The 26,855-nt window shown below is 58.3% G+C and carries 25 protein-coding genes; 11 read left to right on the top strand and 14 right to left on the bottom strand.

Features of this window, described 5'->3' with window-relative positions:
- Positions 1-9 precede the first annotated feature (9 nt).
- From nusB to pgpA, 3 genes are read left to right on the top strand one after another with little or no spacing between them, the layout of a single operon-like run.
- Positions 10-426 carry a transcription antitermination factor NusB gene (gene nusB, locus ACJ8HT_RS08915; protein ID WP_004940384.1) on the top strand — a complete coding sequence of 139 codons (417 nt, stop codon included), beginning with the start codon at positions 10-12 and terminating at the stop codon, positions 424-426.
- Between the two features lie 51 nt (positions 427-477).
- Positions 478-1,470, top strand: coding sequence for a thiamine-phosphate kinase (thiL, locus tag ACJ8HT_RS08920; RefSeq protein WP_070915536.1), 993 nt, complete (start codon positions 478-480; stop codon positions 1,468-1,470).
- Positions 1,463-1,957: a phosphatidylglycerophosphatase A gene (pgpA, locus tag ACJ8HT_RS08925; protein WP_004940382.1), complete on the top strand. Its 495-nt coding sequence runs from the start codon at positions 1,463-1,465 to the stop codon at positions 1,955-1,957. The genes thiL and pgpA overlap by 8 nt, the downstream gene beginning before the upstream one ends.
- 33 nt (positions 1,958-1,990) lie before the next feature.
- On the opposite strand, the gene ACJ8HT_RS08930 is transcribed toward pgpA, so the two are convergent.
- The 4 genes from ACJ8HT_RS08930 to xseB form a co-directional block, all read right to left on the bottom strand.
- Complete coding sequence (locus ACJ8HT_RS08930; RefSeq protein ID WP_197652293.1) at positions 1,991-2,965, bottom strand: aldo/keto reductase; 975 nt, start codon at positions 2,963-2,965, stop codon at positions 1,991-1,993.
- Positions 2,966-3,079: 114 nt separating this feature from the next.
- Entirely contained in the window at positions 3,080-4,945 is a 1,866-nt protein-coding gene (gene dxs, locus ACJ8HT_RS08935; RefSeq protein WP_055316790.1) for a 1-deoxy-D-xylulose-5-phosphate synthase, read from the bottom strand.
- 34 nt (positions 4,946-4,979) lie between these two features.
- Entirely contained in the window at positions 4,980-5,900 is a 921-nt protein-coding gene (gene ispA, locus ACJ8HT_RS08940; RefSeq protein ID WP_016928868.1) for a (2E,6E)-farnesyl diphosphate synthase, read from the bottom strand.
- 5 nt (positions 5,901-5,905) lie between these two features.
- On the bottom strand, positions 5,906-6,169 hold the full coding sequence (xseB, locus tag ACJ8HT_RS08945; RefSeq protein WP_015376838.1) for an exodeoxyribonuclease VII small subunit: 264 nt from the start codon (positions 6,167-6,169) through the stop codon (positions 5,906-5,908).
- Between the two features lie 160 nt (positions 6,170-6,329).
- On the opposite strand from xseB, the gene thiI reads away from it, so the two are divergent.
- Positions 6,330-7,778: a tRNA uracil 4-sulfurtransferase ThiI gene (thiI, locus tag ACJ8HT_RS08950; RefSeq protein ID WP_047728729.1), complete on the top strand. Its 1,449-nt coding sequence runs from the start codon at positions 6,330-6,332 to the stop codon at positions 7,776-7,778.
- A gap of 66 nt (positions 7,779-7,844) precedes the next feature.
- Here thiI and yajL read toward each other — a convergent pair whose 3' ends face one another.
- Together yajL and panE are read right to left on the bottom strand one after the other, a co-directional pair.
- Positions 7,845-8,435: a protein deglycase YajL gene (gene yajL / locus ACJ8HT_RS08955; RefSeq protein ID WP_063918839.1), complete on the bottom strand. Its 591-nt coding sequence runs from the start codon at positions 8,433-8,435 to the stop codon at positions 7,845-7,847.
- The gene (panE, locus tag ACJ8HT_RS08960) at positions 8,398-9,309 is read right to left on the bottom strand and encodes a 2-dehydropantoate 2-reductase (RefSeq protein WP_033647309.1); all 912 of its coding nucleotides are present in this window, start codon (positions 9,307-9,309) and stop codon (positions 8,398-8,400) included. Before panE ends, yajL begins: the two co-directional genes overlap by 38 nt.
- A gap of 182 nt (positions 9,310-9,491) precedes the next feature.
- Between panE and ACJ8HT_RS08965 the strand changes: the two genes are divergently transcribed.
- Entirely contained in the window at positions 9,492-9,983 is a 492-nt protein-coding gene (locus ACJ8HT_RS08965) for a YajQ family cyclic di-GMP-binding protein (protein ID WP_025301759.1), read from the top strand.
- 34 nt (positions 9,984-10,017) lie between these two features.
- Here the strand turns inward: ACJ8HT_RS08965 and ACJ8HT_RS08970 are convergent, their stop codons facing one another.
- The 8 genes from ACJ8HT_RS08970 to ACJ8HT_RS09005 form a co-directional block, all read right to left on the bottom strand.
- The gene (locus tag ACJ8HT_RS08970; RefSeq protein WP_060423360.1) at positions 10,018-11,382 is read right to left on the bottom strand and encodes an MFS transporter; all 1,365 of its coding nucleotides are present in this window, start codon (positions 11,380-11,382) and stop codon (positions 10,018-10,020) included.
- Positions 11,383-11,580: 198 nt separating this feature from the next.
- Positions 11,581-12,471, bottom strand: a complete 891-nt coding sequence (gene cyoE / locus ACJ8HT_RS08975; RefSeq protein ID WP_197652354.1) for a heme o synthase — start codon at positions 12,469-12,471, stop codon at positions 11,581-11,583.
- A 17-nt stretch (positions 12,472-12,488) separates the two neighbouring features.
- Entirely contained in the window at positions 12,489-12,827 is a 339-nt protein-coding gene (locus ACJ8HT_RS08980; RefSeq protein ID WP_019454195.1) for a cytochrome o ubiquinol oxidase subunit IV, read from the bottom strand.
- The gene (locus tag ACJ8HT_RS08985) at positions 12,827-13,441 is read right to left on the bottom strand and encodes a cytochrome o ubiquinol oxidase subunit III (protein WP_019454194.1); all 615 of its coding nucleotides are present in this window, start codon (positions 13,439-13,441) and stop codon (positions 12,827-12,829) included. Before ACJ8HT_RS08985 ends, ACJ8HT_RS08980 begins: the two co-directional genes overlap by 1 nt.
- Entirely contained in the window at positions 13,431-15,422 is a 1,992-nt protein-coding gene (gene cyoB / locus ACJ8HT_RS08990) for a cytochrome o ubiquinol oxidase subunit I (protein ID WP_004940366.1), read from the bottom strand. Before cyoB ends, ACJ8HT_RS08985 begins: the two co-directional genes overlap by 11 nt.
- A gap of 3 nt (positions 15,423-15,425) precedes the next feature.
- Entirely contained in the window at positions 15,426-16,376 is a 951-nt protein-coding gene (gene cyoA / locus ACJ8HT_RS08995; protein ID WP_033642069.1) for a cytochrome o ubiquinol oxidase subunit II, read from the bottom strand.
- A gap of 440 nt (positions 16,377-16,816) precedes the next feature.
- Positions 16,817-18,295, bottom strand: coding sequence for a muropeptide MFS transporter AmpG (ampG, locus tag ACJ8HT_RS09000; protein ID WP_194573004.1), 1,479 nt, complete (start codon positions 18,293-18,295; stop codon positions 16,817-16,819).
- A gap of 51 nt (positions 18,296-18,346) precedes the next feature.
- Positions 18,347-18,925: a lipoprotein gene (locus ACJ8HT_RS09005; RefSeq protein ID WP_197652292.1), complete on the bottom strand. Its 579-nt coding sequence runs from the start codon at positions 18,923-18,925 to the stop codon at positions 18,347-18,349.
- A 314-nt stretch (positions 18,926-19,239) separates the two neighbouring features.
- On the opposite strand from ACJ8HT_RS09005, the gene bolA reads away from it, so the two are divergent.
- The 6 genes from bolA (at position 19,240) to hupB (ending at position 26,741) form a co-directional block, all read left to right on the top strand.
- Positions 19,240-19,554, top strand: coding sequence for a transcriptional regulator BolA (gene bolA, locus ACJ8HT_RS09010; RefSeq protein ID WP_004940361.1), 315 nt, complete (start codon positions 19,240-19,242; stop codon positions 19,552-19,554).
- Positions 19,555-19,921: 367 nt separating this feature from the next.
- Positions 19,922-21,226, top strand: coding sequence for a trigger factor (tig, locus tag ACJ8HT_RS09015; protein ID WP_004940358.1), 1,305 nt, complete (start codon positions 19,922-19,924; stop codon positions 21,224-21,226).
- A 438-nt stretch (positions 21,227-21,664) separates the two neighbouring features.
- The gene (clpP, locus tag ACJ8HT_RS09020) at positions 21,665-22,288 is read left to right on the top strand and encodes an ATP-dependent Clp endopeptidase proteolytic subunit ClpP (protein ID WP_004940356.1); all 624 of its coding nucleotides are present in this window, start codon (positions 21,665-21,667) and stop codon (positions 22,286-22,288) included.
- A 143-nt stretch (positions 22,289-22,431) separates the two neighbouring features.
- Positions 22,432-23,703: an ATP-dependent protease ATP-binding subunit ClpX gene (gene clpX, locus ACJ8HT_RS09025; protein WP_004940354.1), complete on the top strand. Its 1,272-nt coding sequence runs from the start codon at positions 22,432-22,434 to the stop codon at positions 23,701-23,703.
- 194 nt (positions 23,704-23,897) lie between these two features.
- The gene (gene lon / locus ACJ8HT_RS09030; protein WP_033647305.1) at positions 23,898-26,252 is read left to right on the top strand and encodes an endopeptidase La; all 2,355 of its coding nucleotides are present in this window, start codon (positions 23,898-23,900) and stop codon (positions 26,250-26,252) included.
- Between the two features lie 216 nt (positions 26,253-26,468).
- Positions 26,469-26,741, top strand: coding sequence for a nucleoid-associated protein HU-beta (hupB, locus tag ACJ8HT_RS09035; protein ID WP_004940351.1), 273 nt, complete (start codon positions 26,469-26,471; stop codon positions 26,739-26,741).
- Positions 26,742-26,855 lie beyond the last annotated feature (114 nt).

Here is a 26,855-nt window from a genome sequence, read left to right on the forward strand (position 1 = left end):
GGGAATTCCGTGAAACCTGCTGCTCGTCGCCGCGCTCGTGAGTGCGCTGTTCAAGCGCTTTACTCTTGGCAGTTGTCTAAAAACGACCTTGCCGATGTTGAACACCAGTTCCTGACGGAGCAGGATGTCAAAGATGTTGACGTCGCCTATTTTCGCGAGTTGCTGTCCGGCGCGGCAGTGAATGCAGGTATGCTGGACGAACTGATGGCGCCTTACCTGTCGCGTCAACTCGAAGAGCTGGGCCAGGTGGAGCGCGCGGTGCTGCGCGTCGCGCTGTTTGAACTGAAAATGCGCGAGGATGTCCCTTACAAGGTGGCGATCAACGAAGCGATCGAACTGGCGAAAACCTTCGGCGCGGAAGACAGCCACAAGTTTGTGAACGGGGTGCTGGATAAAGTGGCGCCAACCCTTCGCAAGAAAAAGTAAAACTTTAAGGCCGGCATTCCCGGCCTTAATTTCTTCTAGTGGAATATCGATATGGCATGCGGCGAATTTGACCTCATTGCCCGCTATTTTGACCGGTTTAAGCGCGTGCGCCGGGATGTACAGTTGGGCATTGGAGATGACTGCGCACTGCTGGCAGTGCCGGAAAAACAGCTGGTGGCCGTCAGTACCGATACGTTGGTCGCGGGCATTCACTTCCTGCCGGACATCGATCCGGCCGATCTCGGCTATAAGGCGCTGGCGGTCAATCTGAGCGATCTGGCGGCGATGGGTGCCGATCCGGCCTGGCTTTCGCTGGCGCTGACCCTGCCGGAGGTGGACGAGCCGTGGCTGAAGGCCTTCAGCGACAGCCTGTTCGATCAGCTCAACTATTATGGCATGCAGCTGATCGGCGGCGATACCACGCGCGGCCCGCTGAGCATGACGTTGACCATTCAGGGGCTGATCCCGGCCGGCCGGGCGCTGACCCGCAGCGGTGCGCGCATCGGCGACTGGATCTATGTGACCGGCACGCTGGGCGACAGCGCCGCCGGTCTGGCGATCCTGCAGGATCGCCTGGCGGTGAAGGATGCGGCGGCGCGCGATTATCTGGTCGCCCGCCATCTGCGGCCGCAGCCGCGGGTGCTGCAGGGGCAGGCGCTGCGGGATCTGGCCAGCTCGGCGATCGACATCTCCGACGGCCTGATTTCCGATCTGAAGCATATCCTGAAGGCCAGCGACTGTGGCGCGCGCATCGTGCTGGACGAGCTGCCGATGTCGCAGGCGCTGAGCAGCCACGCCGATGCCGAGCAGGCGCTGCGTTGGGCGCTGGCGGGCGGCGAAGATTATGAGCTGTGCTTCACCGTGCCGGAGATCAACCGCGGCGCGCTGGAAGTGGCGCTGAGCCACCTCGGGGCCGACTACACCTGCATCGGCCAAATTGGCCCGCTGTCTGAAGGCATCCGCTATTATCGCAACGACGAAGCGGTAGAGCTGGATTGGATTGGGTTCGATCATTTCAACGCGGAGCCGGGCACCCATGGATGAAGCCAAGCGTCGGCTGCGGATGAGCAATCCGTGGCACCTGCTGGCCACCGGGTTTGGCAGCGGTTTGTCGCCGGTGATGCCGGGCACCATGGGATCGCTGGCGGCGATCCCGTTCTGGCTGCTGCTGATCCAGCTACCGTGGCAGCTTTACTCGCTGGCGGTGATGTTCAGCATCTGCATCGGCGTCTATATTTGCCACCGCACGGCAAAAGACATGAAGGTGCACGATCACGGCAGCATCGTCTGGGACGAGTTCGTCGGCATGTGGATCACGCTGATGGCGCTGCCGGTCAACGACTGGCGCTGGGTTGCCGCCGGTTTCGTCATCTTCCGCATTCTGGATATGTGGAAACCGTGGCCGATCCGCTGGTTCGACCGCAACGTGCATGGCGGCATGGGCATCATGGTCGACGATATCATCGCCGGCGTGCTGTCCGCCGGCATCATCTACCTGATTGGGCACCACTGGCCGATCGGGCTGTTCTGACAGACGGGCGCGCTGTTTCGCGCCCGCTTCTCTTTATTCAAATCCTGTCACCCGATGCGGCACGTAAGCCGTCTCCAGCTCCGCGACTTCTTGCGGCGACAAACTCAAATCGACCGCGGCGATGGCGTCGTCCAGCTGTTCGCTGCGCGAAGCGCCGACGATCGGCGCGCTGACCGCCGGTTTGTTCAGCAGCCAGGCCAGCGCGATCTGTGCGCGTGAAACGCCGCGTTCCTCGGCGAGGCTGGCGACGCGCTCGGCGATAATGGCGTCGATGCCTTCAGTTTCCTCATACAGGCTCTTGCCGAACTGGTCGGAAACCAGCCGCGCGGTGGTTTCGCCCCAGGGGCGGGTCAGGCGGCCGCGCGCCAGCGGGCTCCACGGCAGCACGGCGATGTCTTCGGCGGCGCACAGCGGATGCATTTCGCGCTCTTCTTCGCGCTGAATCAGGTTGTATTGATCCTGCATGCTGACGAAGCGCGTCCAGCCGTGCAGATCGGCGGTATACAGCGCCTTGGCGAACTGCCAGGCGTACATCGAGGAGGCGCCGATGTAACGCGCCTTACCGGCTTTCACCACGTCGTGCAGCGCTTCCAGCGTCTCTTCCAGCGGTGTTTCGTAATCCCAGCGGTGGATCTGCAGCAAATCGACATAGTCGGTGCCCAGGCGCCGCAGGCTGTCGTCGATGGACTGCAGGATGTTGGCGCGCGATAAACCGCGCTTCAGGTTACTCAGCGGGAAATACACCTTGGTGGCGACCACCACGTCTTCGCGGCGTGCATAGTCGCGCAGCGCCCGGCCGAGGATTTCCTCGCTGCTGCCGTCGGAATAGCTGTTGGCGGTGTCGAAAAAGTTGATGCCGGCTTCCAGCGCCTGTTTCAGCAGCGGGCGGCTGCTCTCTTCCGGCAGCGTCCAGGCGTGATTGCCGCGGTTCGGTTCGCCGTAGGTCATGCAACCCAGGCAGATACGCGAGACGTTCAGATCGGTGTTGCCCAGTTTCAGGTACTTCATGCTTGCCTCCCATTCACAACTCAGACAGTAACTGTAGCGCGGATCTCGGGGGAGAGGGGGCGGAAACAAAAACGCCCCCGAAGGCGGAGGCGTTTTGTCAGGCGCGAGTGGCGATTACTGCGCCAGCCAGGTTTCGATTTGGCGCTGAATGCCAGCGGCATCCAACCCCAGATCGGCGCGCAGTTCTTCCTGGGTGCCCTGCGAGACGAAGCTGTCCGGCAGGCCGAGGTTCAGCACCGGCACCGGACGGCGTTTGGCCATCAGCAGTTCGTTGACGCCGCTGCCGGCGCCGCCCATGATCGCGTTCTCTTCCAACGTGACCAGCGTTTCATGGCTGGCGGCCAGTTCGAGCACCAGCTGCTCGTCCAGCGGTTTGACGAAGCGCATGTCGACCAGCGTGGCGTTGAGCGCTTCCGCCGCTTGCGCGGCCTCCGGCAGCAGGGTGCCGAAGTTGAGAATGGCGATCTTCTCCCCCTGGCGGCGTACCACGCCTTTGCCGATCGGCAGCAGGCTGAGCGGCTCCAGCGCCGCGCCGGTGCCGGTGCCGCGCGGATAGCGCACGGCACTCGGGCCGGCATTGTAGTGATAGCCGGTATACAGCATCTGGCGGCATTCGTTCTCGTCGCTCGGCGTCATGATCACCATGGTCGGGATGCAGCGCATGAACGACAGATCGAACGCCCCCTGGTGAGTCTGGCCGTCGGCGCCGACGATGCCGCCGCGATCGATGGCAAACATCACCGGCAGGTTCTGGATTGCCACGTCATGGATCAGCTGGTCGTAGGCGCGTTGCAGGAAGGTGGAATAGATCGCCACCACCGGCTTGTAGCCGCCGATCGCCAGCCCGGCGGCGAAGGTAACCGCGTGCTGCTCGGCAATCGCCACGTCGAAATATTGCTGCGGGTAGTCGCGGGAGAACTGCACCATGCCGGAACCTTCGCGCATTGCCGGCGTGATTGCCATCAGCGAGCTGTCTTTGGCGGCGGTTTCACACAGCCAGTCGCCGAAGATTTTCGAATAGGTCGGCAGACCGCCGGCGCTTTTCGGCAGCGTGCCGCTGGCAGGATCGAACTTCGGTACGGCGTGGAAGCTGATCGGATCTTTCTCCGCCGGTGCGTAACCGCGGCCTTTCTTGGTCATGATGTGCAACAGCTGCGGGCCTTTCAGATCGCGCATGTTTTTCAACGTGGCAACCAGCCCCTGCACGTCGTGCCCGTCTACCGGGCCGATGTAGTTAAAGCCCAGCTCTTCGAACAGCGTGCCCGGCACCACCATGCCTTTCAGGTGCTCTTCGGTGCGTTTCACCAGCTCTTTGATCGGCGGCACGCCGGCCAGCACTTTCTTGCCGCCTTCGCGCAGGGTGGAGTAAAGCTTGCCGGACAACAGCTGCGCCAGGTGGTTGTTCAGCGCGCCGACGTTTTCCGAGATCGACATCTCATTGTCGTTCAGCACCACCAGCATGTCCGGGTTGATGTCGCCGGCGTGGTTCATCGCTTCGAACGCCATGCCGGCGGTGATGGCGCCGTCGCCGATCACACACACCGTGCGGCGGCCTTTGCCTTCACGCTCTGCCGCCACCGCCATGCCGAGGCCGGCGCTGATCGAGGTCGACGAGTGGCCGACCGACAGCACGTCGTATTCGCTTTCGGCGCGCCACGGGAAGGGGTGCAGGCCGTTTTTTTGCCGAATGGTGGCGATGCGGTCGCGGCGGCCGGTCAGAATTTTATGCGGGTAGGCCTGGTGGCCGACGTCCCACACCAGGTGATCGAACGGCGTGTTGTAGACGAAATGCAACGCCACCGTCAGTTCGACGGTACCCAGCCCGGAGGCAAAGTGGCCGCTGGAGCGACTGACGCTGTTCAGCAGGTATTGCCGCAGCTCATCGCACAGCTTCGGCAAGCTCTCTTTGGGCAGTGAGCGGAGTTCCTCGGGGTTTTCCGCTAGCGCCAGGGTTGGGTATTTGGCTATATCAAGACTCATTCGATACTCATATCAGAGGAGTTAACGTCACACGTTAATTGTCGCGTTCAATAATGAAGCTGGCTAACGCTCGCAATGGCGCTGTGTTATAAGATTGTGCTGCCAAAGTGTCTAATGCAGCTAATGCTTCCTGATAGAGATCCCACGCTTTTGCTTTCGCGCTGTCAAGCCCGAGTAACGCCGGGTAGGTACTCTTTCCGTGTTGTTGGTCCGCTCCCTGGCGCTTGCCGATTTTTTCAGTCTCGCCGACAACGTCCAAAATGTCATCCTGCACCTGGAACGCCAGGCCAACCGCGGCGGCGTAACGATCCAGCTGCGGCAGCGCCGCACGTCCGGCTTCGCCGGCGCTCAGCGCGCCCAGGCGCACCGCTGCGCGGATCAGCGCGCCGGTTTTATGGCGGTGGATCTGCTCCAACGCCTGCAGATCAACGTGCTTGCCTTCGGCTTCCAGATCCAGCGATTGGCCGCCGCACATGCCGGCTACGCCGCTGGCGGTCGCCAGTTCAGAGACCATCGCCAGCCGATCGCGCAGGGCCACGTCAGGCATTTCGGCATCGGCCAGGATCGAAAACGCCAGCGTTTGCAGCGCATCGCCGGCCAGTATCGCGTTGGCTTCGCCGAATTTAATGTGGCAGGTCGGCTGGCCGCGGCGCAGATCGTCGTCGTCCATCGCCGGCAGATCGTCGTGGATCAGCGAGTAGGCGTGAATGCATTCCACCGCCGCCGCCGGCGCGTCCAGGTTGGCCAGCGACACGCCGAACATCTGGCCGGTGGTGTACACCAGAAACGGGCGCAGGCGCTTGCCGCCCAGTAAGGCGCCGTGACGCATCGCCGCCACCATGTTGCCGTCGTTGAACGGCAGCGGGGCGATGAAGTCCAGCAGCGCGCGATCGGCGCGCTGGCGGAAAATCTGCAGTTGATCGGCAAAAGCGGCCGATGGGGCGATCTCAGACATGTCGGTTACTCGGCATCCGGTGTGAAAGGCGCCAGCGCCGCATCGTCGGCGCTGTCGTTAAGAAGTATCTGCACACGCTGTTCCGCCTGTTGCAGTTTCTGCTGGCCCTGACGCGCCAGCTGTACGCCGCGTTCGAACTCGTTCAGCGCGTCTTCCAGCGGCAGTTCGCCCGACTCCAGACGCGTCACGATGCTTTCCAGCTCGCCGAGGGCGCTTTCAAAGCTGGCAGTTTGCTCTGTACTGGCTGATTGTGCTGGTTTTTTCGGCATAATTTTCTTTTTACGTCATCATGTGAACCGTGGCGCCAGAGCCTATCCTAGCGGATCTTGATTAGCAAATCATGGCGCTCATGTGTGGTTTTGTGCGCAGAGCACGGCGATATGGTGATATACTCCGCGCCGTAATTCTTATCTGACAACAAAGACCGCCATGAAGTTTATCATTAAATTGTTCCCGGAAATCACCATCAAGAGCCAATCTGTGCGCTTGCGCTTTATCAAGATTCTCTCGACCAATATTCGCAACGTCCTGAAGCAGTATGATGAAACGCTGGCGGTCGTCCGTCACTGGGATCATATCGAAGTTCGCGCCAAAGATGAAAACCAGCGGCCGATCATTGCCGACGCCCTGACGCGCATTCCCGGTATCCACCATATTCTGGAGGTGGAAGATCGCGCTTATACCGATATCCACCACATCTTTGAGCAGACGCTGGAAGCCTACCGCGCCCAGCTGGAAGGCAAAACCTTCTGCGTGCGCGTCAAGCGCCGCGGCAAGCAGGCGTTCAACTCGCAGGACGTGGAGCGTTACGTCGGCGGCGGCCTGAACCAACACATCGAAAGCGCGCGCGTCAACCTTACCCGCCCGCAGGTTACGGTAAACCTGGAGATCGAAGACGACAAGCTGATGCTGGTCAAACGCCGCCTCGAAGGCATCGGTGGTTACCCGGTCGGCACTCAGGAAGACGTAATGTCGCTGATTTCCGGCGGTTTCGACTCGGGCGTGTCCAGCTACATGCTGATGCGCCGAGGCTGCCGCGTGCACTTCTGCTTCTTCAACCTGGGTGGCGCCGCGCACGAGATCGGCGTGAAGCAGGTGGCGCACTACCTGTGGAATCGCTTCGCCAGCTCGCACAAGGTGCGCTTCGTCGCCATCGACTTCGAGCCGGTGGTGGGTGAGATCCTGGAGAAGGTCGACGACGGCCAGATGGGCGTGGTGCTCAAGCGCATGATGGTGCGAGCCGCTTCGCAAGTGGCTGAACGCTACGGCGTGCAGGCGCTGGTGACCGGCGAGGCGCTGGGGCAGGTCTCCAGCCAGACGCTGACCAACCTGCGTTTGATCGACAATGCGTCCGATACCCTGATCCTGCGTCCGCTGATCTCGCACGATAAAGAGCACATCATCAAACTGGCGCGCGAAATCGGCACCGAAGACTTCGCCAAAACCATGCCGGAATACTGCGGCGTGATTTCGAAGAGCCCGACGGTGAAAGCGATCAAGGCCAAGATCGAAGAGGAAGAGAGCCACTTCGATTTCAGCATTCTCGACCGGGTGGTGAGCGAAGCGAAGAACGTCGATATTCGCTCTATCGCCGAGCAGGCGCAGGAGCAGGTAACCGAGGTGGAAACCGTCGCGGCCTTCGGCGCCGACGAGGTGATCCTGGATATCCGCTCCAACGACGAGCAGGAAGAAAAACCGCTGCAGCTGGAACAGGTTGAAGTGAAAGCGCTGCCGTTCTACAAGCTGAGCACCCAGTTCGGCGATCTGGACCAGAGTAAAACCTACCTGCTGTATTGCGAGCGCGGCGTGATGAGCCGCCTGCAGGCGCTGTACCTGCTGGAGCAAGGCTTCAGCAACGTGAAGGTTTATCGCCCGTAACGCACGGAGCGGCATAAACGACAAGGGCTGAACCGGTGTTCAGCCCTTTTTTTATCAGCAAGCCGCTCAGTCGCGAAAATCGTACATCCCCGGGATCAGCACCAGCTGCGCGGCGATCTCCGCCGCTTTGGCCTTGCCGAGCAGCAGGTCTATCAGCTTCAGCGCGAACTCCATCGCGGTGCCCGGTCCCTGGCTGGTGAGCAGGTTGACGCGGGCGTCGTACACCACGCGGCGCTCCATCCATTTATCCGCCGGGATCTGGTCTTTCAGGCCAGGGAAGCCGGTCATGTTGCCGACCGGGAACAGATCGTGGTGCTGCAGCACCAGCGCCGGTGCCGCGCAGATGGCGGCGACGATGTTGCCCTGCAGATGCATCTGCCGTACCTTTTCCACCAGCAGCGGGCTGTCGCGGAAGCATTCTGCGCCTTTCAGGCCGCCGGGCAGCACGATGGCGTCGAACGGCTCATCGACGATCGCCACCAGCGGCGCGTCGGCCAGCAGTTTGACGCCGCGCGAACAGACGATAGTCAGCTCGCCGTCGCCGGCAACGCTGGCGGTAGTGACTTTTACGCCCGCCCGCACCAGCAGATCGATGGCAGTGACGGCTTCGGTTTCTTCGCTACCAGGTGCCAGGCAGACCAGCGCCGATACGCTCATATTCATTTTCCTTTCGTTTAATCAGTTCAAACAGCCGCGCATTCTCCGGCAGCGTGAGGCCGTGGCTGCGCGCGCGGCGCAGCAGATAGCCGGTGATGTAGTCGATCTCGGTGTGCCGCTGGCTGCGGATGTCCTGCAGCATCGACGAAACGTTGTCGGCGGTGCTGTGGATCACGTCCATCACGTATTGCATCAGGCCTTCGCAGGAGGTGTGGTAGCCCTCCATTGCCATCACGCTGGCGACTTCACGGCACAGCGTTTCGATCTGTTCCGGGTAGCGCTGCAGATCGCCGTTGCGGCAGCCATACAGCGCCGTCAGCGGGTTAATCACGCAGTTGACCGCCAGCTTGCGCCAGTTGGCTGAGGCGATGTTGTTGTGCCAGGCAACGTCGGGCAGCGCTTGATGCAGCACTTCCGCCAGGTGGCTGAGGTGCTGGGCGGCCGGCGAGGTCGGGCCGATGTGGGTGATGCCGGTGGCGACGTGGATAATGGTGCTGCCTTCGTGGCGCGCGGCGTGGGTGGTGGTGCCCTGCAGGATCGGCTGGCCGTTCGGCGGCAGCTCCTCCTGGGTGCCCATGCCGTTGTGCAGCAGCAAAATGGCGCACTGGGGGTTCAGCTTCGGCAGCAGCGCGCTGACCGCGCTGGACACCTGCCAGGCTTTCAGCGTCACCAGCAGCAGCTCGCTTTGCGCAAGGTGCTCCGGATCGTTAGTGGGTAAGTTGCGATTAAACGAGACGCCTTCCGGCTCTATCACGTTCACCGCGCAAAAAGGCTGCGGCACTCTTAGCCATCCCTGTACATCGTGGCCCTGCTGATACAGCCGGGAGAGCCACAGTTGTCCGAGCGCGCCGCAACCAAGAATGGTTATTTTCATTCAGTCTCCTTGGAAACACGGGAATACCGCTCAATTACCGTGAATTAACTATAGGCTTTATGGCAGCCCGAAGCGCTATCCCTACGTGCGTTCAGCAGATTTTGTCTGAGGCGGCAAAGCGGTTATCATGCTCGGCATCAAAATCGCCTAAGCTATTAGGCACTCATTCAGGAGGAAGAAGTATGCCATCTTTCGACATCGTTTCCGAAATTGATATGCAGGAAGTACGTAACGCCGTTGAGAACGCCACCCGCGATCTCGGCACCCGCTGGGATTTTCGCAACGTGCCGGCCAGCTTTGAGCTAAACGAGAAAGACCAGAGCATCAAGGTTGCCACCGAGTCTGATTTCCAGGTGCAGCAACTGCTCGACATTCTGCGCGAAAAGCTGAGCAAACGCAGCATCGACGGCGCTGCGCTGGAGATCCCGGAAGAGTTTACCCACAGCGGTAAAACCTACAGCGTGGAAGCCAAGCTGAAGCAGGGGATTGAAACCTCTGTGGCGAAGAAAATCGTCAAGCTGATCAAAGACAGCAAGCTGAAGGTGCAGGCACAGATCCAGGGCGAAGAGGTGCGGGTGACCGGTAAGTCACGCGACGATTTGCAGAGCGTGATGGCGCTGGTGCGCGGCGGCGATCTGGGGCAGCCGTTCCAGTTCAAGAACTTCCGCGATTAATCTCTACGGGGCCGGCATTGCCGGCCCTGATTCTTTACAGCGAATTGACCAGCGCTTCCAACTGGCCGCGATTGGTCTGTTTGGTATCCACCTTGACGTAGGCGCTGCGCTCTTCCGGCACTACGATCGCCTCGGCCACGCCGGGCTGCGCCTTCAGGCGGCTTTCCAGCGCCGAATCCTTCACCGCCAGTTCCGACAGCGTAATGCGCAGGCTGCTGACATACGGCGGCTCTTTCATGGTGCTGCTGACCAGGAACCAGAGCGCGGCCAGCACGGCGCCGGCGATAAACACTAAGCCTGCCCCCTGCAAACCGTACAGCCAGCCGCCGAGGCTGCCGCCTATCGCCACGCCGATAAACTGGCTGGTGGAGTAGACCCCCATCGCGGTGCCCTTGTAGCCGGCCGGTGACTCTTTGCTGATCAGCGAAGGCAGAATGGCTTCCATCACGTTGAAGGCCATAAAGAACAGCTGCACGCCGGCGATGATGCCCCACAGGTGCGCGCCGGAGAGCCACAGCAGCACTTCGGCGCAGAACAGCACCGCCACACAGCCCATAAAGACCTGCTTCATGCGGCGATACTTTTCGGCATAGATGATGAAAGGCACCACGGCGGCGAACGACACCAGCATGGTGACCAGGTAGACGATCCAGTGCTCGCTGGCCGCCAGCCCGGCTTTTTCCATCGCCAGCGGCAGCGCCACAAAGCTCGACATCAGCAGGATATGCAGGCACATGATGCCGAAGTTGAGCTTCAGCAGGCGCGAGTTGCTCAGCACCTTGCGGAAGCTGCCGCGCACGATGCTGGACTCGCGGTTCAGCAGGTGAGTGTCGGCGGAAGGCACCACCGCCAGGGTGATGACAATGCCGGCCAGCGCCAGTACGGCGATCATCCAGAATAGCGCATGCAGGCCGAAGGCGTGGGTGATGATAGGGCCCAATACCATGGCGATGGCAAAGGTGATGCCGAAGCTGACGCCGATAAACGCCATCGCCTTAGTGCGGTTCTGCTCGCGGGTCAGATCGGAGAGCAGCGCCATGACCGCGGCGGCGATCGCGCCGGAGCCTTGCAGCGCGCGGCCGAGGATCACGCCCCAGATCGAATCGGTCGCGGCGGCGATCACGCTGCCGAGGGCAAAGATCAGCAGGCCGCCGACGATCAGCGGCTTGCGGCCGATGCGATCGGACACTAGGCCGAATGGGATTTGAAACACCGCCTGCGCCAGGCCGTAGATGCCGATGGCGATGCCGATCAGCGCTTCGCTGGCGCCGTTGAGCGCCATGCCGTAGGTGGTCAGCACCGGCAGTACCATAAACATGCCGAGCATGCGCAGGGAGAATACGGTGCCCAATCCCCAGGTGGCGCGGCGCTCCTGCGGGGTCATTGAATTATCGTTCACATCAAACCTCGGTAAAAACCATGCCATCAGACGTTGAAACAGCGCCTGATGGCATGACTTCTGTAAAGCTGCGTCATTTTAGTGTGCAGGGCAGGGGGGGTAAATCGAATGTTGTTTAACAGATATTACAGTTCGGCCGCTTTTCGGCGTGACAAATAAAATGGGCCGCAAAAGCGGCCCATTCACAGATGATTTGGCTTACCAAACGTAGGTCACCAGCGCTTCAGGCGCCGCCGTGGTGCTGAAGTCGATCGACATCATCACGCTCAGCGAGGTAATGGCGACGATGGAGAACACGAACAGTTTACGCGCCCAGACGCTGTCGTTTTCGGTCTTGTAACCGCGCAGCGCCATGCCGAGCCACCATACGCTCACCGCCGCAGCGACGATCAGGTACTTGTAGCCGGCATAACCTACCAAGGTCAGCATCAGCGTGGCGATCATAAATGCCAGGATGTAAACCGTGATGTGGTTCTTGGCGACGGAAATGCCTTTCACCACCGGCAGGACCGGAATGTTGGCCGCCTGGTAATCTTTAAAGCGGAAGATAGCGATCGCATAAGAATGCGGCATCTGCCACAGGCTAAAGATAGCCAGCAGGATCAACGCGCCGGCGTCGAACTCGTTGGTCACCGCGCAATAGCCGATAACCGGCGGCGCGGCGCCCGACAGGCTGCCGATCAGCGTGCCGTAGACCGAGTGGCGTTTCATGTACAGGCTGTAAACGCCGACATAAACCACGAAGCCCATCACCGCCAGCCACATGGCCAGCGGGTTGGCTGCGATATACAGCAACGCAAAGCCCACAATACCCAAAGCGGTCGCATAAACCAGGGTGACACTCGGCGCGATCAGGCCTTTTACCAGCACCCGATTCTTCGTTCTCTCCATTTTCTTGTCGATGTCGCGGTCGATGTAGTTGTTAAACACACAGCCCGACGCGACCACCAACGAGACACCCACCAGGGTGGCGAGAAACAGGGGATAGTCGATGCTCCCTTTGGAAGCGAGCAGGAATCCCCCAACGACAGAAATTAAATTGCCGAAAATAATTCCTGGTTTAGTGACTTGCAGGTATTGCTTAATCATCACGTGCAGCTCAGCTCTTAATCGACCATCATATTGATGTTGAGGTTGTACATAATCCAGAGTGAACCTACAACAACGATACCGATGATCATAGCGGTGAACAGCAATGCCACCAGGTTCCAGCGCTCTTCCGATGAGGTGTTCATGTGCAGGAAGTAAACCAGGTGAACAATCACCTGGATAACCGCCATACCGACAACAACCGCCAGGATGGTGGAATGAGAGGCAGTGCCGTTCATTACCATCGCAAATGGAATTACCGTCAGGATGATCGACAGGATAAAGCCGACCAGGTATGACTTCACGCTGCCGTGGCTTGCGCCGCCGTGAGAGGTTTCATGGGATGAATGGCTCATTACATAACCCCCAGCAGGTAGACAACGGTAAATACGCAGATCCAGACCACGTCCAGGAAGTGCCAGAACAGGCTCAGGCACATCAGGCGGGTTTTGTTGGTCGCGGTCAGGCCGAACTTGCTCACCTGAATCATCATCACGATGATCCAAATCAGGCCGGAAGTTACGTGCAGACCGTGGGTGCCGACCAGCGCGAAGAAGCTGGACAGGAACGCGCTGCGATCCGGACCGAAGCCTTCGGCGATCAGATGATGGAATTCATAGATTTCCATCGCCACGAAGCCCAGACCAAACAGGAAGGTCAGGAACAGCCAGGTGTTTACACCGCCAACTTTACCCTTGTTCATGGCGATCATCGCCATGCCGTAGGTGATGGAGCTGAACAACAGCAGGAAAGTTTCGACCAGGACAAACTTCAGGTCGAAGATGTCTTTGCCTGAGGGACCGCCCGCGGTCCCGTTCACCAGGACTGCATAAGTCGCGAACAAGCTCGCAAACAAAATACAGTCGCTCATCAGGTAGATCCAGAATCCGAAGACTTTGGTCTCACCCGCATCGTGGTGCCCATGCTCTGCATGGGCTGCGTTATGATTGGTCAGAGTTTCAGTTGACATGGTTCACGCCTGCTTTACGGATTTGTTCGTAGTGTTGGTTCTCAATGCGCTCGATTTCATCAACCTGCACATAGTAGTCAACATCGTGATCGAAGCTCTTGCCGATCCAGACAACGATCATACCGATGAAGCCGGCCAGAGCCATCCACCAGATTTCCCAAATCATTGCGAAACCGAAGACCAGGCTGAAGAAGGCGATGATAACGCCGGCGCCGGTGTTCTTAGGCATATGAATCGGTTCGTATTTAGCCGGTTTCTTATACGCTTCGCCTTTTTCTTTCATGTCCCAGAATTCATCACGGTCATGAATCTGAGGGACTACGGCAAAGTTATAGAACGGCGGTGGAGACGAAGTTGACCACTCCAGAGTACGAGCGCCCCATGGGTCACCGGTCAGATCGCGGTTCTGTTCGCGGTCACGGATACTGACGAAAATCTGGGTCAGCTGGCACAGGATGCCGCAGGCGATCAGCGCCGCACCACCGGCTGCAACCAGCAGCAGAGGGTGGAACTCAGGGTTGATATTCTGGCTGATACGACGGGTCATGCCCATAAAGCCCAATGCGTACAGCGGCATGAAGGCGGTGAAGAAGCCGATGATCCAGAACCAGAACGCGCGGATGCCCCATTTTTCGTTCAGCGTGAAGCCGAAGGATTTCGGGAACCAGTAGGTCAGACCCGCGAAGCAACCGAACACCACGCCGCCGATGATGACGTTGTGGAAGTGAGCGATCAGGAACAGGCTGTTGTGCAGCACGAAGTTCGCGCCCGGCACCGCCAGCAGAACGCCGGTCATACCACCTACGGAGAAGGTGATGATGAAGCCAACGGTCCACAGCATCGCGGAGTTGAGCTTGATACGGCCCTGATACATGGTGAACAGCCAGTTGAAGATTTTCACCCCGGTCGGGATGGAAATGATCATGGTGGCGATACCGAAGAAGGCGTTAACGTTCGCGCCGGACCCCATGGTGAAGAAGTGGTGCAGCCAGACGATGAACGACAGAACGGTGATCGCGATGGTTGCCCATACCAGTGAGGTATAGCCGAACAGGCGTTTTCTGGAGAAGGTCGCGGTGACTTCGGAGAACACGCCGAACACCGGCAGAACCAGGATATACACCTCTGGGTGACCCCAGGCCCAAATCAGGTTGATGTACATCATCATGTTGCCGCCCATATCATTGGTGAAGAAATGGGTGCCCAGATAGCGATCCAGGGTCAGCAGCGCGATGGTGACGGTCAGAATTGGGAAAGAAACGATGATCAGGACGTTAGTACACAGGGCCGCCCAGGTGAACACCGGCATCTTCATCATAGGCATGCCAGGGGCACGCATCTTCAGAATGGTGGCGAAGAAGTTCACGCCGGTCAGCAGGGTACCCAGACCGGAAATCTGCAGACTCCAGATCCAGTAATCGACCCCGACGCCAGGACTGTACTCTTTACCCGACAGCGGCGGATACGCCAGCCAACCGGTCTGAGCGAACTCACCGACCCCCAGGGAGATGTTGATCAGCACAACGCCCACCACGAAGAACCAGAAGCTCAGGGAGTTCAGGAACGGGAAGGCGACGTCGCGCGCACCGATTTGCAGCGGCACCACGACGTTCATCAGGCCGACCACGAAAGGCATCGCCATGAAGAAGATCATGATAACGCCGTGCGCGGTGAAGATCTGGTCGTAGTGGTGCGGCGGCAGGAACCCGGCTTCGCCGGCGGACGCCAACGCCTGCTGGCTACGCATCATGATGGCGTCGGCGAAGCCGCGCAGCAGCATGACCATCGCCACGATGATGTACATGATACCAATTTTTTTATGGTCGACCGAAGTCAGCCATTCGCTCCACAGCCACTTCCATTTGCCGAAATATGTCAGCAGCGCCAGCACTGCCAGGCCCCCGACAATAATTGCGGCTACGGTGACCATGATGATCGGTTCGTGGTACGGAACCGCATCAAGTGTTAATTTTCCCAACATCAGTTATTCCTCGGCTCCGGCGTGAGCAGCATGTTCACCCATGTCCATACCTTGGCTCATGTCCATGCCTTCGTGCGCGCCAGCGCCTTTGTGCATATCCATGTCGCCCATGAATTTGGCAATTGTTTCTTTGAACAAATTCGGTTTGACAGCGGCAAAGTACTCAACCGGGTTGTTTTCACTCGGCTCTGCCAGTTTGTTAAAGTCGTCGGTGGTGTTCAGGTTTTTAGGCGATGCCTTCACCTTGGCCACCCACTGATCGAAGTCGCCTTCGGTCGGGGTAACGATCGCGGTGAATTTCATACCGGAGAAGCCTGCGCCGCTGTAGCTGCTGGAGATGCCCTTGTAGGCACCGGCTTCGTTGCCGATCAGGTGCAGTTTGGTCTGCATGCCGGCCATCGCATAAATCTGTCCACCCAACTGCGGGATAAAGAACGAGTTCATTACCGAGTTAGAGGTGATCTTGAATTCGACTGGAACATCTTTCGGGAAAGCCAGCTCATTAACGGTCGCAATGCCTTGTTCCGGGTAGATGAACAGCCATTTCCAGTCGAGCGACACCACTTCGATCGTCATCGGCTTCTTGTCGGTGACAATCGGCTTGAACGGGTCGAGTTCGTGGGTAGTCTTCCAGGTAATGGTGCCAAGGATGGCGATGATAATGATAGGAATGGTCCAGACGACCGCTTCGATCTTGTTGGAGTGGGCCCAGTTCGGACTGTACTTGGCGTCTTTGTTGGAAGCGCGATACTTCCAGGCAAAGGCGAACGCCATGAAGATAACTGGCACCACTACGATCAACATCAAAGCGATTGCAGTGATAATCAGTGTCCGTTGCTCAACACCAATTGCTCCTTTGGGATTCATCAAAACCATATCGCAGCCACTGAGCAATACAGTGCCTGCGATTAATGACAGCATCCCAATACTTTTATTGTATTTCTTAAGTCTCATCTAACGACCTCAATAACAAAGGCTCAATTGTCGTTTCATGTGTGCGGGCATTTTACGGGAAGGTTGCAGTACTGTAAACATGCTTAAGGGAGTGTCAGCGGCTTGTTGACACTTTCTGTTAAGGGGGTCACAGATGTAACCCTGCGTGACAATTTACCAATGACAACAACGCGTTGGCACGCTGAATCGTGACGAGCAGTCCGTATGTTAAGGAAAACTAAAGGTATGATGAATTTGGCGAAGAAATGCGCGGCGGGGAAATACGCAGAAAAGGTTTATTTAATGTAAAATAATTGTGTCTTAAAGGTGAATTTAATTTTATTTCCGAGTGCGGCAGTCGGATAAAAAAATAATTTCCGCGTCGATTATCTTTTTTTATCAAAATAAATATACCCGCGGATCGCTTTTTTTTCGGCCGGCGAAATCGCCGGCCGGTCAGATTATGCCAAACGGGTGCGGCGCAGGGCCAGGTAATCCAGCGCGCTGCCCATCGCGACGCCGAGCAGGCTCAGCGCGGCGCCGGCCTGCAGCAGCCGATCGGCCAACAGCGGTGCCTGCGTCCAGTCCAGCGCATTGGCGATCAGTAACAGCAACCACAGGCCCAACAGCGAACAGCCCAGCGTCAGCAGGCGCAGCGCCCAGCGGTAAGATCCGGAAAACTCGGTGCGCGGCATAAAGTCGCCATGTTGCTGGGTGTGCTCCAGCGTCTGGCGGCAGATGCCGAGCAGCAGCAAGCCGGGCAGGGCGGCGGCGATAGAGAACAGGTAGAACAACGGCCAGCCATGGGCTTCGACGAACCAGCCGGCGATCGGGCCGACATAGACGCGCCCCACGGCGGACAGCGCCGACAGCAGCGCGAACTGGGTGGCGGAGAACGAACGGTTGCACAGCGTCATCAGCAGCGCCACGAAGGCCGCGGTGCCCATGCCGCCGCACAGGTTTTCGAGGAAGATGGCGCTGCCCATGGTGAGCAGGCTCTTGTCGGTCACCGCCAGGATCCAATACCCGAGGTTGGAGACCGCCTGCAGGACGCCGAACAGCATCAGCGCACGGAACAGGGTGAGACGCTGCATCAGCACGCCGCCGAACAGGGCGCCGACGATGGTGGCGAACAGGCCGAGGGTTTTGTTCACCAGCCCGACTTCACCGGCGTCGAACCCCACGCCGCGGATCAGGAACGTGGTGCTCAGGCTGCCGGCGAAGGCGTCGCCCATTTTGTACATCACGATCAGCAACAGGATCAGCCAGGCGTTGTTGCGGCCGAAGAAATCACGCAGCGGCGCGACGACCGCCTGTTCCATGGTGCGCGGCGCCGGGATGCTTTCATCCGGCTCCGGTGCCAGCAGCGTGGCGGCCACGCCGATCAGCATCAATCCGGCCATCAGCCAGTAGGTGGCTTGCCAGCCGAAATAGCGATCCGCCAGCCACAGCGCCAGGCCGCCGGAAACCAGCATCGCCAGCCGGTAGCCCAGCACCGAGATCGCCGCACCTGCCCCGCGCTCTTCGGCTTTCAGCAGGTCGGTTTTATAAGCGTCGAACACGATATCTTGCGAGGCAGAGCAGAACGCCACCAGCACCGCCAACGCCGCCAGCCACCACAGGTGCTGCGCGGGTTGCATGAAGCCCATCGCCACGATCGCCGCCACCAGCAGCAGCTGGCTGATCAGCAGCCAACCGCGCCGCCGCCCGAGGAACGGTGGGGTATAGCGGTCCATGAACGGCGACCAGAGGAATTTGAAGACGTAGGCCTGGCCCACCAGCGAGAAAATGCCGATGGTCTTCAGATCGATGTTTTCGACGGTCATCCAGGCTTGCAGCGTGCCGGAGGTCAATGCCAGCGGCAGACCCGACGCGAAGCCCAGCAGCAGCAGAATGGCGGAGTTACGCTGGGTGAAGATGTTCAGATAGTGTTTCGACATGAGTTCCCTGTCTGTGCCGCCCGATCCGCCGGGCGGCACAAGGCGCGGTGATTAGCGCGCGTTTTGCTTGATGAAATCGTTGACGCTGGTGTCCTGGGCCATGTCGGCGATCACGTCGCCCAGTACGGAGTTGACGGCGTCGGTGATCTTCTCGTTGGTCGCCGTGAAGGCGCCCTGCACGTTATAGGTCGAGCGGTAATTCTTCACCTGCTTGTTGCCGTTTTTCGCCTGGGCGATGATCGAAATGTCGGCTTTAGTGGTGATGTTGTAGCGCAGGTTACCTTCGGAAACGTCCGCGTACAGGTGATTGACGACGATCTGCAGCGCCACCGGGCCGTCGGCGCCGATCATGTAGCCGCGAGCGCCCATCTGTTTCTCCAGCACTTCCTGCAGCAGGAAACGCAGATCGCGCGATGGCGTCAGCGTGACCAGTTGGCCGTCGCGATTCACCTTGGCCAGCGCCTGATCGGTGCGCTGATCCGCGCCGTTGATGCTGATGGTGATGCCCTGCAGGGTAGGATCCTGCTGCGGCAGAACGATTTTCGGCGTGACGTTCAGGGTGTTGCTGCTGGTCGCGCAGCCGGCCAGCAGCAGGGCGGCCAGCAAAGGAAGACAAAGTTTCTTTAACATGTTTTCTGTCTCATTCTCGATGGATTTAGCAATAATCAGAGCGGGATAGCCGACAACAAATTGCCGACATCATAGCATCGCCGCCGTGCGGTGGAAGCGCGGAAGGCGCTTGAGTGACAAATTTTTACCTGCCGTTGATAAAAACACGCTTTTTTGGCCCGCTCAATCGGATAATCCCCCAAGCGGCGGGGATGGCGCTCATCATTTGACCGCAGAAAACAGAAATTTGTCCCGGCGATGGTCTAAACGGGGGAAAACCGGCTAATATTGAACTAGATGGGCACGGTCCTCTGCCGGTGTTGTAAGGAGATCCTATGATTCGCGAGCAAATAGAAGCAAAGTTAAGGGCGGCGTTTGAGCCCGCGTATCTGGAAGTCGTTGATGAAAGCTATCGTCATAACGTTCCGGCGGGTTCAGAAAGCCATTTCAAAGTGGTATTGGTCAGCGATCGCTTCGTCGGCGAACGGTTTTTGACGCGTCACCGCTCTATCTACGGCGTACTGTCGGAAGAACTGGCCGATGGCGTACACGCGCTGGCGCTGCACACCTATACGCTCAAAGAGTGGGAAGGATTGCAGGACACCGTGCCGGCCTCGCCGCCGTGTCGCGGCGCTGGAACGCTGGCCTGAGGGGGAAATTTTCAGGTATCAGTGGAACTTTGCCCTTGAATTAGGGTATTACTACTGACGAATTTTGAAACGGCCTGCGGGCCGTTTCTGTTTTTGACGACGACACGGCCGACGCGCAATATGGCCAACGTTCGGTCTGTTTTGGCGGCCTTTTGGCGATCGAATCGGCAAAAGTGTGAGTTTTAGCGCGCCTGCGCCGCCTAGCTTTCCTCGACTCGCCATGCATGCGCCGCTATAATGTCGCGTCTTATTTTTCCGGAATGGTTTCGGGACGCTTCTGTCATCAGGGAACTCGGTTCTTATTTGTAGCCGTCCTGGTTCTTGGAACGGAGTTGACCGAGCACTGTGATTTTTTTGAGGTAACAAGATGCAAGTTTCAGTAGAAACCACTCAAGGCCTTGGGCGCCGTCTCTCTATTACTGTACCGGCTGATACTATCAAGCAGGCGGTGAAGAAAGAGCTGATCAACGCAGCGAAAAGCGTGCGTATCGACGGCTTCCGCAAAGGCAAAGTGCCGATGAACATCGTGGAACAGCGTTACGGCGCCTCCGTTCGTCAGGACGTGCTGGGCGAAGCGATGCAGCGCAGCTTCGTTGACGCGATCATCAAAGAAAAGATTAATCCGGCCGGCGCACCAAACTACGTGCCGGGCGAGTACAAAGAAGGTGAAGACTTCACTTTCGCCGTTGAATTCGAAGTGTATCCAGAAGTTGAGCTGAAAGGCCTGGAAAACATCGAAGTTGAAAAACCAGTGGTTGAAGTGAACGACGAAGACGTCGACGCGATGCTGGATACCCTGCGCAAGCAGCAGGCGACCTGGAAAGAAACCGATCGCGCAGCGGAAGCTGAAGATCGCGTGACCGTTGACTTCACCGGTTCTATCGACGGTGAAGAGTTCGAAGGCGGCAAAGCGTCCGACTTCGTACTGGCAATGGGCCAGGGCCGCATGATCCCAGGCTTCGAAGAAGGCCTGGTCGGTCACAAAGCGGGCGAAGAGTTCTCCATCGACGTGAACTTCCCGGAAGATTACCACGCGGAAAACCTGAAGGGCAAAGCGGCCAAATTCGCTATCGTGCTGAAGAAAGTTGAAGAGCGCGAGCTGCCGGAACTGACCGAAGAGTTCATCAAGCGTTTCGGCGTGGCGGACGGTTCCGTTGCCGGCCTGCGCACCGAAGTTCGCAAGAACATGGAGCGCGAGCTGAAAGGCGCCGTGCGTAACCGCATCAAGTCTCAGGCGATCGACGGTCTGGTGAGCGCGAACGAAATCGACGTGCCTGCTGCCCTGATCGACGGCGAAATCGACGTACTGCGTCGTCAGGCTGCACAGCGTTTCGGCGGCAACGAGAAGCAAGCGCTGGAACTGCCACGCGAGCTGTTCGAAGAGCAAGCGAAACGCCGCGTAGTGGTTGGCCTGTTGCTGGGCGAAGTGATCAGCACCAACGATCTGAAAGCTGACGAAGACCGCGTGAAGACGCTGATCGAAGAAATGGCTTCTGCCTACGAAGATCCGAGCGAAGTCATCGAGTTCTACAGCAAAAACAAAGAGCTGATGAACAACATGCGCAACGTGGCTCTGGAAGAGCAAGCGGTTGAAGCCCTGCTGGCAAAAGCGAAAGTGACTGAAAAAGCCACTACCTTCAGCGAGCTGATGAACCAGACTCAACAGGCGTAATGCCGGCGTGCCGGGCGCGATGAACGGCGCCCCCGGTTTCGCCTGGCGAACCGGCGCACGATGAAAAAGCCCGCAACCTCAGGTTGCGGGCTTTTCTTTTTGCCACGTTGCTGATTAATCTCAGGTTAAGCGGGGCAATATGCACTATATTTACCCTGTTGCCTGGGGAACTGGCTGGCATGATAACGGTCAGAATAACGGCATCGTTTTCGGCGCGCGGAGAAAATCGGCTTCTGGGCTTGAAATCGCGTCGGGATCCCCCAATCTGTTAAGAATAATTCTGGGGCTGTTTGCCAAAGTGCGCGGGATGAAATAACCGTCGGGTACGTGTGGCGCGGGTCGAATGCTTGAGCATAGTCATCATGGCCGTTCTCAAGTAGAATCGGCGTATTAGGGTGACACCCTGGCCGCCAAGGCAATTTCTATTAGGAGACGGTAATGTCATACAGTGGCGAACGAGATCAATTTGCACCGAACATGGCGCTGGTGCCGATGGTGGTAGAGCAGACTTCACGCGGGGAGCGTTCTTACGACATCTATTCCCGCCTGCTGAAAGAGCGCATCATTTTCCTGACCGGCCAGGTGGAAGATCACATGGCCAACCTGATCGTGGCGCAAATGCTGTTCCTCGAAGCGGAAAGCCCGGAAAAAGACATTTACCTCTACATCAACTCGCCGGGTGGGGTAATTACCGCGGGCATGTCGATTTACGACACCATGAAGTTCATCAAGCCGGACGTCAGCACCATCTGTATGGGCCAGGCTTGCTCGATGGGCTCCTTCCTGCTGACCGCGGGTGCCAAAGGCAAGCGTTTCTGCCTGCCGAACTCGCGCGTGATGATTCACCAGCCGCTGGGCGGCTACCAGGGCCAGGCGACGGACATCGAAATCCATGCGCGTGAAATCCTTAAGGTGAAAGCGCGCATGAACGAACTGATGGCCGAGCATACCGGCCAGCCGCTGGAGCAGATCGAGCGCGACACCGAGCGCGATCGCTTTATGACCGCGGAAGAAGCCGTGGAATACGGCCTGGTTGACGGCATTCTGACACACCGCAGCTAGAACCACGCGGCGCCGATGGACTATAGTAATCAGAGTGGGCAGGGGCTCGCTCTGTTGTGGCCCCTCGGCGTTCCCGATATGAGTTTGGGCGCACTGCCGCCGTGATTTTCCTGCGGGACAAGACTAAAGAAGAGGTTTGACTGATGACAGATAAGCGCAAAGACGGTTCAGGAAAGCTGCTGTACTGCTCTTTTTGCGGCAAAAGCCAGCATGAAGTGCGTAAGCTGATTGCCGGGCCGTCAGTGTATATCTGCGATGAATGTGTCGATCTGTGTAACGACATTATTCGCGAAGAGATTAAAGAAGTTGCCCCGCATCGTGAGCGCAGTGCGCTGCCGACGCCGCACGAAATTCGCCACCACCTGGATGACTACGTCATCGGCCAGGAGCAGGCGAAGAAAGTGCTGGCGGTTGCGGTGTACAACCACTACAAACGCCTGCGCAACGGCGATACCAGCAACGGTATCGAGTTGGGCAAGAGCAACATCTTGCTGATCGGCCCGACCGGCAGCGGTAAAACCCTGCTGGCGGAAACGCTGGCGCGCTTCCTGGACGTGCCGTTCACCATGGCCGACGCCACCACGCTGACCGAAGCCGGTTACGTGGGCGAGGACGTGGAAAATATTATCCAGAAGCTGTTGCAAAAATGTGACTATGACGTGCAGAAAGCGCAGCGCGGCATCGTTTATATCGATGAAATCGATAAGATTTCCCGCAAGTCCGATAACCCGTCGATCACGCGTGACGTCTCGGGTGAAGGCGTGCAGCAGGCGCTGCTGAAGCTGATTGAAGGCACCATCGCCGCGGTTCCGCCGCAGGGTGGGCGCAAGCATCCGCAACAGGAGTTCCTGCAGGTTGATACCTCCAAGATCCTGTTTATCTGCGGTGGCGCTTTCGCCGGCCTGGATAAGGTGATCGGTCAGCGCGTCAACACCGGCTCCGGCATCGGCTTCGGCGCGACCGTCAAGGGCGAGTCCGAGAAGGCGACCGAGGGCGAACTGCTGCTGCAGGCCGAACCGGAAGATTTGATCAAGTTCGGTCTGATCCCAGAGTTCATCGGCCGTCTGCCGGTGGTGGCGACCCTGAGCGAGCTGAGCGAAGATGCGCTGATTCAGATCCTGAAAGAGCCGAAGAACGCCCTGACCAAGCAGTATCAGGCGCTGTTCAATCTGGAAGGCGTGGAGCTGGAGTTCCGCGACGAAGCGCTGAACGCCATCGCCAAGAAAGCCATGGCGCGCAAAACCGGCGCCCGCGGCCTGCGTTCCATCGTGGAAGGCGCGCTGCTCGACACCATGTACGATCTGCCGTCGATGGACAGCGTAGACAAAGTGGTGATCGACGAGTCGGTCATCGCCGGCCAATCCAAGCCGCTGCTGATTTACGGCAAGCCGGAAGCCCAGGCATCTGGCGAATAATTAGCCAGTTAAACCAGAGCGTTATCAGCAAAATGGGGGATTTCATCCCCCATTTCTTTTTCCTGCATTCTTGCCGTTGAATGTAAGAGATTCATCCCCATATACTCATTAACCAGATTTTATGAAACGTTAGATGCTTGCGTCTCATGAGATTCCCCCTCAACCTGGCGGAAATTAAACTAAGAGAGAGCTCTATGAACCCTGAGCGTTCCGAACGCATTGAAATCCCCGTCTTGCCATTGCGCGACGTGGTGGTTTATCCGCACATGGTGATCCCGTTATTTGTTGGCCGGGAAAAATCGATTCGGTGCCTCGAAGCCGCAATGGATCACGATAAGAAGATCATGCTGGTGGCACAGAAAGAGGCCTCAACGGATGAACCTGGCATTAACGACTTGTTCTCGGTTGGCACCGTAGCGTCGATCCTGCAGATGCTGAAGCTGCCGGACGGCACGGTAAAAGTGCTGGTCGAGGGGCTGCAGCGCGCGCGTATCACTACGCTGTCCGACAGCGGTGAGCATTTTGCCGCGCAGGCGGAATACCTTGAGTCGCCGGCTATCGACGAGCGCGAGCAGGAAGTGCTGGTGCGCACCGCGATCAATCAGTTTGAAGGCTATATCAAGCTGAACAAAAAAATCCCGCCGGAGGTGCTGACTTCACTGAACAGCATCGACGACGCCGCGCGCCTGGCGGACACCATCGCTGCCCATATGCCGCTGAAACTCAGCGACAAGCAATCGGTGCTCGAGATGTCCGACATCACCGAGCGTCTGGAATACCTGATGGCGATGATGGAGTCGGAGATCGATCTTCTGCAGGTCGAGAAACGCATCCGCAATCGCGTCAAGAAGCAGATGGAGAAGAGCCAGCGCGAGTACTATCTGAATGAGCAGATGAAGGCGATTCAGAAAGAACTGGGCGAGATGGACGACGCGCCGGACGAGCACGAAGCGCTGAAGCGCAAGATCGATGCGGCGAAAATGCCGAAAGAGGCGCGCGAGAAAACCGAAGCGGAACTGCAAAAGCTGAAGATGATGTCGCCGATGTCGGCGGAAGCGACCGTGGTGCGTGGCTACATCGACTGGATGCTGCAGGTGCCGTGGAATGCGCGCAGCAAGGTGAAAAAAGACCTGAACAAGGCGCAGGAAGTGCTCGATACCGATCACTACGGCCTGGAGCGCGTCAAGGATCGCATCCTCGAGTACCTCGCGGTACAGAGCCGCGTCAGCAAAATCAAGGGGCCGATCCTGTGTCTGGTGGGGCCGCCGGGCGTGGGTAAAACCTCGCTGGGGCAGTCGATCGCCAAAGCGACCGGTCGCCAGTACGTGCGCATGGCGCTGGGCGGCGTGCGTGACGAAGCGGAAATCCGCGGTCACCGTCGTACCTACATCGGTTCGATGCCGGGCAAACTGATCCAGAAGATGGCCAAGGTTGGGGTGAAGAACCCGCTGTTCCTGCTGGATGAGATCGACAAGATGTCTTCCGATATGCGCGGCGATCCGGCCTCCGCTCTGCTGGAGGTGCTGGATCCGGAACAGAACGTGGCGTTCAACGACCACTACCTGGAAGTGGATTACGATCTGTCCGACGTGATGTTCGTCGCCACCTCGAACTCGATGAACATTCCTGCGCCGCTGCTGGACCGTATGGAAGTGATCCGCCTGTCGGGTTACACCGAGGACGAGAAGCTCAACATCGCCAAGCAGCACCTGCTGCCGAAGCAGCTTGAGCGCAACGCGCTGAAAAAAGGCGAGCTGACGGTCGACGACAGCGCCATCATCGGCATCATTCGCTTCTACACCCGCGAAGCCGGGGTGCGTAGCCTGGAGCGTGAAATCTCCAAGCTGTGCCGTAAAGCGGTGAAAACGCTGTTGATGGACAAGAAGCTCAAGCATATCGAGATCAACGGCGACAACCTGAAGGATTACCTGGGCGTGCAGCGCGTCGATTACGGCCGTGCGGATACCGAAAACCGCGTGGGCGAAGTCACCGGGCTGGCGTGGACGGAAGTGGGCGGCGATCTGCTGACCATCGAAACCGCCTGCGTGCCGGGCAAAGGCAAGCTGACCTACACCGGTTCCCTGGGTGAAGTGATGCAGGAATCGATTCAGGCGGCACTGACCGTGGTGCGCGCGCGCGCGGAGAAATTGGGCATCAACGCCGATTTCTACGAGAAACGCGACATCCACGTGCACGTGCCGGAAGGGGCAACGCCGAAAGACGGCCCGAGCGCCGGTATCGCGATGTGCACCGCGCTGGTCTCCTGCCTGACCGGCAACCCGGTACGCGCCGATGTGGCGATGACCGGCGAGATCACGCTGCGCGGCCAGGTGTTGCCGATCGGCGGCCTGAAAGAGAAGCTGTTGGCGGCACATCGCGGCGGCATCAAAACCGTGCTGATCCCTTACGAGAACAAGCGCGATCTGGAAGAAATTCCGGACAATGTTATCGCCGATCTGGAGATTCATCCGGTGCAGCGAATCGATGAAGTTTTGAACATTGCGTTGCAAAACCCGGCCTTCGGCGCACTGCCGGTAGCGGCAAAATAGTGACGAATCGCAAAAACCATTGATAAAACTTATACTGGCAAGCCATTTCGGACTTGCCAGTATTTTTTTGTACCGCTAAGTTAGATCTCTGTCGGCCCGCGTTTTGCCACCCAGTCGGTGGCTTGCTAAGGTTCGATGGGATTGATATAACAGCTGCGCTGTCGCAACCGTAGGGATTTTTCGGTGCGACGATAGAATTCTAGAGGGGATGATAGAGTGAATAAGTCACAACTGATCGACAAGATTGCCGCAGGTGCTGATATTTCCAAAGCGGCAGCGGGACGTGCTTTAGACGCAGTAATCGCTTCCGTTACCGACTCTCTGAAAGCAGGGGATGACGTGGCTCTGGTAGGTTTCGGTTCCTTCACCGTGCGTGAACGTTCGGCTCGTACCGGCCGCAACCCGCAGACCGGTAAAGAGATCAAAATCGCGGCAGCCAAAGTACCGGCCTTCCGTGCAGGGAAAGCGCTGAAAGACGCTGTAAACTGATTTAGCGTCTAACCGTTTAGCGTAACAGGGTTTTGTAATAAACAATCACCTGACGCAGCGGTGCTGGTAAGGTAAGATACAAGGCGCATCGGACTGATGCGCTTTTTTTATTTT

This window comes from Serratia sp. CY44782 (assembly GCF_052168715.1).
In the GTDB taxonomy this organism is placed as follows: Bacteria; Pseudomonadota; Gammaproteobacteria; order Enterobacterales; family Enterobacteriaceae; genus Serratia; species Serratia nevei.